The 11,630-nt window shown below is 68.7% G+C and carries 11 protein-coding genes; 2 read left to right on the forward strand and 9 right to left on the reverse strand.

The annotated features are described in order from the left end of the window. Positions 1-159 precede the first annotated feature (159 nt). Genes AC6CR5_RS25195 through AC6CR5_RS25205 form a run of 3 tightly spaced genes read right to left on the reverse strand, consistent with a single transcriptional unit; the run spans position 160 to position 4,041 of the window. A complete protein-coding gene (locus AC6CR5_RS25195) occupies positions 160-1,281 on the reverse strand; it encodes a CaiB/BaiF CoA transferase family protein (protein ID WP_006388905.1) in 1,122 nt (373 codons plus the stop codon). 13 nt (positions 1,282-1,294) lie between these two features. Continuing rightward, positions 1,295-2,272, reverse strand: coding sequence for a Bug family tripartite tricarboxylate transporter substrate binding protein (locus AC6CR5_RS25200; protein WP_498085031.1), 978 nt, complete (start codon positions 2,270-2,272; stop codon positions 1,295-1,297). Between the two features lie 56 nt (positions 2,273-2,328). After that, positions 2,329-4,041 (reverse strand): acyl-CoA dehydrogenase family protein, encoded by a 1,713-nt coding sequence (locus AC6CR5_RS25205; protein ID WP_202730859.1) that lies wholly within the window; start codon positions 4,039-4,041, stop codon positions 2,329-2,331. 141 nt (positions 4,042-4,182) lie between these two features. Between AC6CR5_RS25205 and AC6CR5_RS25210 the strand changes: the two genes are divergently transcribed. Then, a complete protein-coding gene (locus AC6CR5_RS25210; protein WP_006388910.1) occupies positions 4,183-5,073 on the forward strand; it encodes a LysR family transcriptional regulator in 891 nt (296 codons plus the stop codon). Between the two features lie 41 nt (positions 5,074-5,114). On the opposite strand, the gene AC6CR5_RS25215 is transcribed toward AC6CR5_RS25210, so the two are convergent. Genes AC6CR5_RS25215 through AC6CR5_RS25240 form a run of 6 tightly spaced genes read right to left on the reverse strand, consistent with a single transcriptional unit; the run spans position 5,115 to position 10,611 of the window. After that, the gene (locus AC6CR5_RS25215; protein WP_498085032.1) at positions 5,115-5,879 is read right to left on the reverse strand and encodes a fumarylacetoacetate hydrolase family protein; all 765 of its coding nucleotides are present in this window, start codon (positions 5,877-5,879) and stop codon (positions 5,115-5,117) included. A gap of 11 nt (positions 5,880-5,890) precedes the next feature. Beyond that, positions 5,891-6,313, reverse strand: a complete 423-nt coding sequence (locus AC6CR5_RS25220) for a nuclear transport factor 2 family protein (RefSeq protein ID WP_054484516.1) — start codon at positions 6,311-6,313, stop codon at positions 5,891-5,893. Further along, positions 6,310-7,467 carry an alpha-hydroxy acid oxidase gene (locus tag AC6CR5_RS25225; protein WP_498085033.1) on the reverse strand — a complete coding sequence of 386 codons (1,158 nt, stop codon included), beginning with the start codon at positions 7,465-7,467 and terminating at the stop codon, positions 6,310-6,312. Before AC6CR5_RS25225 ends, AC6CR5_RS25220 begins: the two co-directional genes overlap by 4 nt. Before the next feature lie 22 nt (positions 7,468-7,489). Then, on the reverse strand, positions 7,490-8,470 hold the full coding sequence (locus tag AC6CR5_RS25230) for a Bug family tripartite tricarboxylate transporter substrate binding protein (protein WP_498085034.1): 981 nt from the start codon (positions 8,468-8,470) through the stop codon (positions 7,490-7,492). 23 nt (positions 8,471-8,493) lie between these two features. Further along, positions 8,494-9,369, reverse strand: a complete 876-nt coding sequence (locus AC6CR5_RS25235) for a TauD/TfdA dioxygenase family protein (protein WP_020925039.1) — start codon at positions 9,367-9,369, stop codon at positions 8,494-8,496. Between the two features lie 57 nt (positions 9,370-9,426). After that, a complete protein-coding gene (locus tag AC6CR5_RS25240; RefSeq protein WP_045952867.1) occupies positions 9,427-10,611 on the reverse strand; it encodes an iron-containing alcohol dehydrogenase family protein in 1,185 nt (394 codons plus the stop codon). A gap of 86 nt (positions 10,612-10,697) precedes the next feature. Here AC6CR5_RS25240 and AC6CR5_RS25245 point away from each other — a divergent pair, with 86 nt between their 5' ends. Beyond that, positions 10,698-11,603, forward strand: a complete 906-nt coding sequence (locus AC6CR5_RS25245; RefSeq protein ID WP_026384403.1) for a LysR family transcriptional regulator — start codon at positions 10,698-10,700, stop codon at positions 11,601-11,603. Positions 11,604-11,630 lie beyond the last annotated feature (27 nt).

Consider the following 11,630-nt stretch of genomic DNA (forward strand, 5'->3'; position numbering starts at 1 on the left):
TGCAACAGTCATGCAACGAATTGTCTGTGCATGCAAGACATGCAAGCGGGTGTAGGGAATGGCGGCAATCGCCGGCGCGGCGCCTGGTTAGGCAGGCATGAAAAGGCCCGCGCAAGGCGGGCAGGGCGGCGCATGGGGCGAGCGCTGATGCCGCGGCCGCTATGGCTGGGGCGGCGCCAGATCGGGCGGCAGGCGGCGCAGCGTGGCGGGCGTGCGCGACAGTTTGATGGGCGAGCCGACGCCGCGGTAGTCGCCCTGTTCCAGCACCATGCCGCGATGGCGCGTGTGCGGATGCGCCAGCGCCTGGTCCACCGTCTGCACGGCCGCGGCCGGCACGCCGGCGCGCAGCAGGCGGTCGGCAAGGGCCGCCGCCTCGTGATGCGCAAGCAGGGCCGACAGGTCGTCGCGCAGGGCCTGGCGATGCGCCAGCCGGTCGGCGTTGGCGGCATAGCGCGGGTCCGCGGCCAGCGCTGGCGCTTCCAGCACTTGCGCCAGCTGCGCGAACTGGCGGTTGTTGCCGACCGCCAGGAAGATCGGGCCGCTGGCGGTGGGCAGGGTCTCGTAGGGCGCGATGTTGGGATGCGCGTTGCCGCTGCGGCCCGGCGTCTTGCCGCTGTAGAAGTAATTGGGCGCGTGCGGATGCAGCAGCGACAGCGCGCAGTCGTACAGCGTGATGTCGAGGAACTGGCCCAGCCCGCTGCGCGCGCGCTCGTTCAGCGCCAGCAGGATCGCCACTGCCGCGTTCAGGCCCGTCACCATGTCCACCACCGGCAGGCCGACGCGGGTGGCGTCGCCGTCGGCTTCGCCGTTCACGCTCATCAGCCCGCACATGGCTTGCGCGCAGGCGTCATAGCCGGGCAGGCCGCCCAGCGGGCCGTCGGCGCCGAAGCCGCTGACGCGGCAGTGGATCAGTTTCGGGAAGCGTTCTTTCAAGGTGTCGTAGCCCAGCCCCCACTTCTCCAGCGTGCCGGGCTTGAAGTTCTCGACCAGCACGTCGGCATCGGCCAGCAGGTGGCGCAGCAGTTCCTGGCCGGCCGCTTGCGACAGGTCCAGCGTCATGCCGCGCTTGTTGCGGTTGACGCCGACGAAGTACGACGCGGTATCGCCCAGGAACGGCGGACCCCAGCCGCGCGTTTCGTCGCCGCCCGGCGGTTCGATCTTGAGCACGTCGGCGCCGTGGTCGGCCAGGATCTGGGTGCAGTAAGGACCGCCCAGCACGCGCGACAGGTCGATCACTTTGCAGCCGGCCAGGGCGCCGGCGTCGGGGAGCTTGGGAGCCATGAAGCCTCTGCGGTCAGTCGATGGAAACGTTGGCGCTCTTGATGAGCGTGCGCCACTTGGGCACTTCGGTCGTGATGAAGCGGGACAGCCCCTGGGGCGTCTGGTCCTGGGCGCGCACGATGCCCTGGTGTCGCAGGGTCTGTTCGATCGCGGGGTCCGACAGCGCGGCCTGGAATGCCTGGTTCAGCCTGGCCACGGTCTCGGCCGGCGTGGCCTTGGGCGCGACGATGCCGAAGAACACGCTGACGTCGTAGCCGGACAGCCCTTGTTCGGACAGCGTCGGCAGGTCGGGCAGGGCCTCGGAGCGCTGCGCGCTGGCCAGGCCGATGGCGCGCAGCTTGCCGGCCTTGATGTACGGCAGCGCCGTCAGGATGTCGGTGAACGACATCGACACCTGGCCGCCCAGCAGGTCGTTGAGCGCCGGCCCGGTGCCCTTGTAGGGGATGTGCATGATGCGGGTGCCGGCCATCTGGTTGAACAGGATGCCGGCCAGGTGCGACGACGCGCCGTTGCCGGACGAGGCGTAGCTGAGCTTGTCCGGGTTCTTTTTGGCGTAGGCGATCAGTTCCTGCGCGTTGGTGGCCGGCACCGAGGGGTTCACCACCAGGATGTTGGGCAGGTGGCCGATGCGGATGATGGGGGCGAAGCTGGTCTCGGGGTTGTAGCCCTGGTTCTTGTACAGGCTGACGTTGATGGCCAGCGGCCCGGAGGTGCCGAACAGGATGGTGTAGCCGTCCGGCTTGGCCGTGGCCACGTATTCGGAGCCGATGTTGCCGCCGGCGCCGGCGCGGTTCTCGACGATGACGGTCTGGCCCAGCGGCTGCTTGAGCTTTTCGGCCAGGCGGCGCGCCAGGGCGTCGGTCGGGCCGCCGGGCGGGAACGGCACCACCAGCGTGACCGGCCGCGACGGATAGGCGTCGGCGGCCAGCGCGGCGGGCGCGGCGGCGATGGCGGCGACCGCCAGCAGCAAAGGGGTGAACAGGCGTTTCATGGTTGTCTCCAGTGGTGGACGCGCCGGCTGTGCCGCCGGCGTCGTGGTGCGCCAGGCTACAGCGCGTGTTGCAGGATGCCGCGGCAGGCGGCGCTTTCGTCGGCGGGAATCGCGTACGGGTCGCGCGGGGCCAGGCGATGTTGCAGCACCTGGTCGGCCAGCAGGGCGCGGCTGGCCAGGCCGTCGCCGACGGCTTCCCAGCGCAGCGCCGCCATCGATACCGCGTGGTACAGCAGCGAGGCGGCCTGCCGCGCCAGTTCGGCGTGGTCGCCCTGCGCGGCATGTTCGGCCAGCGCATAGGTCCGTTCCAGCGCGTCGGCCTGGGTGGCGGCGAGCGCCGGCGGGCAGGGCAGGCCTTCGGCCAGCAACTGGTCGACATGCCGGCGCAGCGCGGGCAGCGAGCCCTCTTTCCTGATGGCGCGCAGCACGTCCAGCGCCACGATGTTGCTGGTGCCTTCCCAGATCGAGCCCAGGTGCGCGTCGCGCACCAGGCGCGGCTCGGTCCATTCCTCGATGTAGCCGCAGCCGCCGCGCACTTCCATGGCGTCGCCGGTGACCTTGCGCGCATCGCGGCAGGCGCGGAACTTGATCAGCGGCGTCAGGATGCGCGCCAGCGCCGGATCGCCCCGGCCGTGGTCGGCGTCGGCCAGGGCGCGGGCGGTCTGGAACATGACGCTGCGGGCCTGTTCGGCCCATACCGTCATCTTCACCAGCTGGCGCTGCATCAGCGGCATGTCGATCAGGCGCTTGCCGAACGCGCGGCGGTGTTGCGAGACGTAGGTGGCCTCGGTGACGGCGCGGCGCATCAGGCCGGCCGCCCGCATGCCGTTGGACAGGCGCGAGTTGTTGATCATGTCGGCCATGTGCTTGAAGCCCTTGCCGCGCTCGCCCACCAGCCACGCCACCGCGCCTTCCAGGCGGATTTCGCCGCTGGCCATGGAACGGGTGCCGAGCTTGTCCTTCAGGCGCAGGATGCGGTAGTGGTTGTGCGTGCCGTCCGCCAGGTCGCGCGGCAGCAGGAACAGCGACACGCCCTTCAGGCCGGGCTCGCTTTCGCTGCGCGCCAGCACCATGGCGAAGCCGGCGTCGGGGTTGGAGCAGAACCACTTGTCGCCGTGGATGCGCCAGCTGCCGTCGTCCTGGCGCGTGGCCGTGACCTCGGTGGCGCTGACGTCCGAGCCGGCGCCCTGTTCGGTCATGAACATGGCGCCCTGGCGCAGGGCGTCGAAATCCTGGCTGGTGACCTGCGGCAGCACCCGTTCGACCAGCGCCGGGTCGCCGAACTTGCGCAGCGTGCGCGCCAGCGAGTCGGTCATGCTGACCGGGCAGCACAGGCCGAATTCAGCCTGTACGAAGAGGTGGCTGAGCGCGTACTTGGCGGCGGCGGGCATCGGCTCGGGCCAGCCCAGCACGCCGCCGCGATGCGACAGCGCCGCCAGGCCGAATTCGCTGTAGGCCAGGCGTTCCAGCTCGACATAGGCGGGGTGCTTGTCGATGCGCGACTCGTCGGCGCCGGCGCGGCTGCGCACCGACAGGGTGGGCGGATGCTTGTCGGCGGTGGCCGCCAGTTCGTCCATCACGCCGCCCGCCAGTTCGCCCAGGCGGTCCAGGTGCGGCAGCAGGTGCGCGTGCAGCGCCGCGGGCAGATAGCGCCGGGCCAGGGGCGCGGCGTACGGATCGGCGCGGAACAGGTTCAGGCCGCGCGCGTCCGGGACGGGCGTGGCGGTGGCGCGGGTGGGGGCGACGGGGGGCTGGGCGGGGGTATCCATGGCGGCATCCTGCGCAAAAGGGGTGTTTCCGGCATGGTGCGATGATGGATTAATCTATACAAATACCGTTTTTGTGTAGACCTATCCAATAAAAATATGGATCTCGGGTGCCGCCGGCAGGCGCGCCCAGGGAGGAGACCAATGGACCTGGACCCGCGCCTGCTGCGCTATTTCATCGCCGTGGCCGAAGAACGCCATTTCAGCCGCGCCGCCGCGCGCCTGCACATTTCCCAGCCGCCCTTGAGCTACGCCATCCGCCAGCTCGAGGACAACGTCGGCGCGCGCCTGCTGGCGCGCACCAGCCGCCACGTCGAACTGACCGCCGCCGGCCAGGTGCTGTACCGCGAGGCCCTGACGCTGCTGCGCCAGGCCGAGGACGTGCGCATGCTGGTGCAGCGGGTCGACGCCGGCCTGCGCGGCCGGTTGCGCATCGGCTTCGTGGGGTCGATGCTGTACCGCGGCCTGCCGGCGCTGCTGGAGTCCATGCGGGCCGAACTGCCGGACGTCGAGCACGTGCTGACCGAATTGAATTCGCACGACCAGATCGAGGCGGTGCGGCGCGGCGAACAGGACCTGGGCTTCATCCATGCCAACCCGGTGCCGGCCGGCGTGGCGGCGCGCGATCTGTTGGCCGAACCCTTCGTGGTGTGCCTGCCGCAAAGCCATGCGCTGGCCGGGCGGCGTTCGTTGGCGTTGGCGGACCTGGCCGGCGATGATTTCGTGTTCTTCGCCCGCGCCGCCTCGCCGAGCTATTACGAGACTGTGCTGTCGCTGTGCGTGGGGGCGGGCTTCATGCCCGTGGTCCGCCACGAGGTGCGCCACTGGCTCAGCGTGGCTTCGCTGGTGTCGCAGGGCCTGGGCGTGTCGATCGTGCCGTCGTGCCTGTCGCGCAGCGGCCTGGCGGGCACCCGGTTCATCGCGTTCGAGCACCAGGCGCGCTCGGTCAGCCAGGTGATCTGGCCGCAAGAGGGCCGGTCGCCGCTGCAGGAAAAGGCGCTGGCGCTGGTCGAGCGCCAGTTCCCCGCGGGCTGAACGGGCGTCCGGGTGTTGTCTCCTGACCGGCCCGCCTGAAATCAGTCCGGCAGCCGAGCGAAGCGGTTGGTGAGCGTGCCCAAACCCGTCAGCGTCACTTCGACTACGTCGCCGTCGCGCAGGTCGGGCGAATGGCCGTCGGTGCCCATCCACAGGATGTCGCCGGGCTGCAAGGTGAGGTAGCGGCTCATCGTGCTGATGAAGGTATCCACGCCGAACAGCATGTCGCCGGTGCCGAAGCGGGTGCTCTCGCGGCCGTTGACGCTGACCACCGTCTCCATGCGCGCCAGGTCCGGGTCGGTCTCGATCCAGGGCCCCATCGGCTTGAAGGTGTCGGTGTTCTTGGAGCGCCAGAAAGTGCGGTCGGACGCCTGCCAATCGCGCGCGCTGACGTCGTTGCCGATGGTGTAGCCGAGGATGCCGGCGCGCACCTCGTCCGGCCGCACGTGCTTCATGCGCTTGCCGATCACCACCACCAGTTCGCCCTCGTAGTGCACGCGGTTGGCGTCGGCCGGCATCAGCACGTCCTGTCCATGCGCCAGCAGCGCGTTGTTGGCGCGGTAGCCGACGTCGGGCTGGGTGGGAATGTTCTTGCCCTCGGTGCCGATGTGCCGGACATAGTTCAGGCCGACGCAATAGAAGGTCGGCGGAATCACCGGCACTTCGATCCGCACGTCGGCCAGGCGCAGCGATTCGTTGCGCTTTTCATGGCCGTTGAACGGGTCGCCGCGCACCGGCGTGATGCGGTCTTCATCGAGGATGCCGTAGAACGTTTCGTCGTCGTGGGTGCAGCGTATCCATTTCATGGTGGGTTCCTTCAGGCCGCCTGGGCGGAAAAACTGGGTTCATCGTTGGCCATGCGGGCGATGAGCCATTCGCCGTCGCGGCGCGCCAGTTCGACGCGCAGGGTGCGGATGGTGTCCACGCCCGCCAGCGGCGCCGGTCCGGACAGCGGGCTGCCGCTGTCATGCCGCACCACCAGCATGTAGCCGCGCAGCGCGCAGTGGTCCGCGCTCCAGGCGTGCGCCGCCAGGTTGCAGATCAGGTGATGGATGCGCTGGGTCGCGGAGCGGCGCGCCAGCGCCGCCAGCACGGCGTCGCGGCCCGCCAGCGTCTGGCCCTGGCGCAGCCAGACGCCGTCGGGAGCGAGGCGCCGCACCAGGTCGTCGTAGCGGCTTTCATCCAGGTCGCGAAAGAACGCCATGACCTGGTTGTGGCAGAGGGACAGGGTGTCGCTCATGGGGATGTCATCCTCAGCATGGTTTCATCGATGGCGGCCAGCGTGTCCGCGCCGCACAGTTGCATGGTGCGCGCCAACTCGTCGCGCAATATCTCCAGCGCCTTGCAGGCGCCGGGGTGACCGCCCGCCAGCACGCCGTAGAGCGTGGCGCGGCCGGTCAACACACCGGCCGCGCCCAGCGCCAGCGCCTTGAAGATGTCGCTGCCGCGCCGCACGCCGCCGTCCAGCAGCACCGGTACCCGGCCGCGCGCGGCGGCGATCACTTCCGGCAAGGCGGCCAGCGTCGCGATGCCGGTGTCGAGCTGCCGGCCGCCGTGGTTGGAGACGACCAGCGCGTCGGCGCCGATACCGACGATGGCGTCCACGTCCAGGGCATTGACCACGCCCTTGACGATGAGCTTGCCCTGCCAGCCTTCGCGCAGCCGCGCCAGATCGTCGAGCTTGAACGCCGGATCGTAGTTGCGGCCGGCGACGGATTTCATGGCCCTGCGGTCCGTGGCGACCCGCGCCAGCCCCGCCAGGCTGGGCATGGCCGGCGGCCGCCGCAGCAGCATGTCCAGCGACCAGGCGGGCTTGCGCGCGAACTGGAAGAAGTTGCGCGGGTTGATCTTCATGGGAAACGCCAGGCCGTGCCCCAGGTCGCGTTCGCGCTTGCCGCCCACCGGCAGATCCACCGTGATCATCAGCGCCTCGTAGCCGGCGGCCCCGGCACGCCGGATCAGGTCGGCGAGCCGGGCCTTGTCCTGCAGGATGTAGGCCTGGAACCAGAGCCGTCCGGGCGCCCGGTCGGCGATCTCCTCGATCGACGCGGTGGCGGATGTGGACAGGGTGTAGGGAATCCCGGCCTGGGCGGCGGCGCGCGCCAGCGCCACGTCGCCGTCGCGCCAGCCGAAGCCCACCGCGCCGGTGGGCGCGATGGCGCAGGGCAGGGCGGCGGGGGCGCCGACAAGCATCGCCGTGGCATCCACCCGCGAGACATCGCGCAGCACCCGCGGCGCCAGCCGCAGGCGCTGGAACGCGCCAGCGTTCTCGCGCAGCGTGATCTCGTCCTCGGCGCCGCCGTCGAAGAAGTCGAACACCGGCCGCGGCAGGCGCGCCCGGGCCGCGAGCCGCAGGCGCTCGATGGAATAGCAATCGTCCAGCCGGGTGGTCATTGCATGCTGCTCCGATGGACCATCATTCGCCTTTGACATTGCCTTTCTTGATCACGTCGGCCCAGCGCTTGCGGTCCTGCACCAGGAATTGGCTGAACTGTTGCGGCGTGCCGCCGTCGGCCAGGGCGCCGAGCGAGGCAAGCTGTTGCCGCACCGCCGGATCGGCCAGGGCCTCGTTGGCGGCCCGGTTCAGCTTGTCGACGATGGCCTTGGGCGTGGCGGGCGGCGCCAGCATGCCCACCCAGGTGGCGGCTTCGTCGAAGCCGGGATAGCCCAGGCTTTCGAGCGTCGGCACGCCGGGGAAGTCGGGCTGCGGCTCGCGCGTGCCGATGGCCAGCACGCGCAACTGCTTCTGCGCCACGTAGTTGGCGATGCCGACGCTGGGATAGAACATGAACGAAATGCGGCCCGCCAGCATTTCCTGCAGGGCCGGCCCGTTGCCCTTGAAGGGCACGTGCATCATGCGCGCGCCGGTCATGTTGGCCAGCATCTCGGCCGTCAGGTGCGCAGACCCGCCGATGCCCGACGAGCCGAAGGTGAGCTTGTCCGGACTGGCCTTGGCCGCGGCCACCAGCTCCTGCATGGTCTTGTAGGGCGAGCCATAGCTGGTCACCACCACCATGGGCAGCTTGGCGAAGTTGCCGACGGGCGTGAAATCCTTGACCGCGTCATAGTTGTAGCGCTCGGGGTACAGCAACGGATTCACGTTCAGCGTGAGCGAGGTCACCAGCACCTTGTAGCCGTCGGGTTCGGCGCGCATCACGTCGTTGGCGGCGATGGACGCGCTGGCCCCCGGCTTGTTCTCCACCACGATCGAGGTATTCAGGCTCTCGGACATGCGCTTGGCGAGAATGCGCGCGATCACGTCGGTCGGCCCGCCGGCGGCGTAGCCGACTTCCATGCGGATCGGCCGCGACGGGTAGTCGTCGGCCAGGGCGGGCGCGGCAACGCCCGCGCCGATCAGGGCGGCGCACAGCAGCTTGGTCCATTGTTTTGTGTTCATGATGTCTCCTCCTTGTGTTGGTATCAGTATTGGTCGGGGAAGTACCGGTCCGCCATGACCTGGCAGCGCTTGATCAGGCGCGGCTCGTCCGGCCGGTAGTCGGCCACGGCGTTATGGATGGTCCCCATGTTGTCCCACATCAGCACATCGCCTTCCTGCCACTGGTGGCGATAGCGGTACTTCTCCTGCAGCTGATGCCTGAACAGGAAGTCCAGCACCTCGGCGCTGCGCGACTCGGGCAATTCGTTGATCCTGACGGAATAGCCGGGGTTGGCGTACAGCACCTTGCGGCCCGTGATCGGATGCGTCAGGAAAACGGGGTGCGACACCGGCGGCTTGCGGCGCTTCTGCTCCTCGGTCAACGGGGGCCGGGTGCTGCCTTTTTCCCGCCGCATCATTTCCCAGAACTTGTTGAAGTCGTGGGTGATGGTCATGCCGTCCAGCTCGTCCTTCAATGCCTGCGGCAGGTCGTCATAGGCGGCGTGCATGTTGCAGAACTCGGTGTTGCCCAGCGACTTGCCGTCGCGCATCGGGATGCGGATGCCGTACAGCACGTTGCTGAAGGCGATGGTTCGGCTGTAGGACATGTCGGTGTGCCAGTCCTGGCCGGCGTCGCTCAGGCCCACCGGCTTGCCGTTCTCCACCATGTTCGACAGGATCATCACTTCCGGCAGGCCGGGCTCGAAGTACATGTTGGCGACGTTCACTTCCAGCGTGCCGAAGCGCTCGGCGAACGCCTTCAGGTGCCGCGCCTCCAGCGCCTGTTTCGGGAAGCTGACCACGCCATGCCGGCCCAGCGCCGCCTCGATGGCGCGATAGTCGGCGTCGGCCAGGGGGCGGGCCAGATCGATATCCAGGATGCGCGCGCCCAACGGGCCCTCGCCAGCAACGATTTTCATGATCTCTCCGTTTTCGGGATGGGCAAGGCCAGGGACGGCCTTGCGGGGATGCCAGGGCTAGAAAGCGGCCCGCAGAATTCCTGAGGCCTCGGCTTCGGATACCGGCCGGGGATTGAGCGCCAGCCCTCGTTCGGTCAGGACGTCGCGGGCCATGGCGCCGAGCGCCTCGCGTGCCACGCCAAGTTCCGACAGCCGCGCGGGCATGGCGTGGCGCCGCTGGATGTCCCGCACCCAGGCCGACAGCGTGACGTGCGGCCGGCGCGCCCGCTGGTTGATGGCGTCGAGCGCCGGCCGCAGCGCGTCGGCCGCTGCCGCTTCGTTGAACGCCAGCGCATGCGGCAGGATCACGCTGTTGACCGCGCCGTGCGACAACCGCTGGCGCGACGCCACGACATGGCAGATGGCGTGATGCAGGCAGCTGCGCGCCATCGACAGGGCCAGCCCGGCCAGATGCGCCGCTTGCAGGATCGCGCCGCGCGCGTCGCCAGCGGCGAGGCTGTCGCCGTCGAGGGCGCTGTCGAACAGCCGGATCGCCTGCACGGCGATGCAATCGGACACGGGCGATCGTCCCCGCGAATACAGGGCCTCCAGCGCGTGAGCGATGCCGTTCATGGCGCTGTCGCGCAGCAGCGCGACGGGTTGGTCCGCGCTCAGGCGCGGATCGATCAGCAGGGTCGCCGCGGCCACCCCGCGGTTCCAGAACATCAGCTTGTGGCCGTCTTGCCGGCGCACGCCGAACGACGACGTGGTTTCCGCGCCCGAGGCGGTCGTGGGGATGCCGATGATCGGCAGCTGCGGTCGGACACGGCGCGGAATGCGCACCGTGGCGGGCGGTTCGAAGGTGGTGACGTGGTCGGCCAGCCGGCCGCCTTCGGCCAGCAGCAGCGCCAGGGCCTTGGCGCTGTCGGCCACGCTGCCGCCGCCGATGGCGATCAGGCTGTCCGCGCCGAATGTCCGCACTTTTTCGGCCATTGTTTCCACAAAATCGACACTGGAGTGCCGCGGGACTGCCGGAAGCCGCAGGTGATCGAGTCCGCTCCAACAGGCGGACAGGATCTCGAATGCGGCGGATCGCACCATCGCGTCCTGTGCCAGGATCGCCGGCCGGAAACAGCCTAGCGCGTCCAGTTCCTTTAATATCAAGGCCGATACGCCATCACCGAAACAGACATGGGTACCGAACAGGTGGTAGTCGAAAGCGGCGGCGCTGGCGGCGGCAGCGGGGGGACGTTCTTGGCTCATGCGGCCAGTATAGAGAGACCGATCGCCCTGAAAAATCACCAAAAAAGGAAATCGTTTTTTCCTTTTTGGAAACACACGAGTTGGAAATGAACGTCATCGATTGCCTGGAAGTCTTCGTCGAAGTCGGCAAGAGCCTGAGTTTCTCCAAGGCGGCGGAAAGCCTGGCGTCGAGCCGCTCGGCGGTCACCAAGAAGATCGCCTGGCTCGAAGCGCACTTCGAAGTGCAACTGCTCAACCGCAATACCAAGCACGTCAGCCTGACCGAGAGCGGCCGCCTGCTGCTGGAAAACGCCGATACGCTGGCGCTGAGCCTGATGAACCTGAAGGAGCTGGTGCAGGGGCCGGTGCTGACCGCCAGCGGCCGCATCCGCATCGGCACGCCGCCGTCGTTCGGCACCGTGCACATGGTGCCGGCGATCCAGGACTTCCTGGCGCGCTATCCCGCGATCAAGGTGTCGCTGCTGATCGATGACGGCCGTGGCGACCTGATCGCCGAGAATCTGGACTTGTCCGTGCGTATCGCGCCGCGACTGAAGGATTCCAACCAGATCGCCTACAAGATCACGCTGGTGCCGCAAGTGGTGGTGGCGACGCGCGACTATCTGGCCCGCCACGGCCGGCCCGGGAAGCCGCAGGACCTGGAACGGCACAACTGCCTGGTGCACAACCTGAAGGCGCCCACCGGGCAATGGAGCTTCACCGACGCCCAGTCGAACACCCACGTGGTGCGGGTGGCGGGCTCGTTCAATTCGAACCTGGGGGAAGCGCTGATGAACATGACCAAGCGCGGCGGCGGGGTGTCGATGCACCCGCGCTACATGGTCGAACAGGACATTGCCGATGGCGCGCTGGAAGTGCTGCTGCCGGGCTACGAGCCGCAGGGGCTGGACATCCATGCGGTCGTGCAGACCCGCCGCAACCAGCCCGACAAGGTCAGGCTGGTCGTGGAACACCTGCGCAACTGGTTCAAGGACGCCGACTGGAAGCGCTGAGCGCGCGCCAGCGGACGCCGGTGCTGT

The sequence above is a fragment of the Achromobacter sp. EG18 genome, from assembly GCF_059759395.1.

Excerpts from the sequence above, each read along its gene's own strand:
- AC6CR5_RS25195 (WP_006388905.1), bottom strand. The coding sequence starts at position 1,281 with ATGGCTCCCAAGCTCCCCGACGCCGGCGCCCTGGCCGGCTGCAAAGTG.
- AC6CR5_RS25200 (WP_498085031.1), bottom strand. The coding sequence starts at position 2,272 with ATGAAACGCCTGTTCACCCCTTTGCTGCTGGCGGTCGCCGCCATCGCC.
- AC6CR5_RS25205 (WP_202730859.1), bottom strand. The coding sequence starts at position 4,041 with ATGGATACCCCCGCCCAGCCCCCCGTCGCCCCCACCCGCGCCACCGCC.
- AC6CR5_RS25210 (WP_006388910.1), top strand. The coding sequence starts at position 4,183 with ATGGACCTGGACCCGCGCCTGCTGCGCTATTTCATCGCCGTGGCCGAA.
- AC6CR5_RS25215 (WP_498085032.1), bottom strand. The coding sequence starts at position 5,879 with ATGAAATGGATACGCTGCACCCACGACGACGAAACGTTCTACGGCATC.
- AC6CR5_RS25220 (WP_054484516.1), bottom strand. The coding sequence starts at position 6,313 with ATGAGCGACACCCTGTCCCTCTGCCACAACCAGGTCATGGCGTTCTTT.
- AC6CR5_RS25225 (WP_498085033.1), bottom strand. The coding sequence starts at position 7,467 with ATGACCACCCGGCTGGACGATTGCTATTCCATCGAGCGCCTGCGGCTC.
- AC6CR5_RS25230 (WP_498085034.1), bottom strand. The coding sequence starts at position 8,470 with ATGAACACAAAACAATGGACCAAGCTGCTGTGCGCCGCCCTGATCGGC.
- AC6CR5_RS25235 (WP_020925039.1), bottom strand. The coding sequence starts at position 9,369 with ATGAAAATCGTTGCTGGCGAGGGCCCGTTGGGCGCGCGCATCCTGGAT.
- AC6CR5_RS25240 (WP_045952867.1), bottom strand. The coding sequence starts at position 10,611 with ATGAGCCAAGAACGTCCCCCCGCTGCCGCCGCCAGCGCCGCCGCTTTC.
- AC6CR5_RS25245 (WP_026384403.1), top strand. The coding sequence starts at position 10,698 with ATGAACGTCATCGATTGCCTGGAAGTCTTCGTCGAAGTCGGCAAGAGC.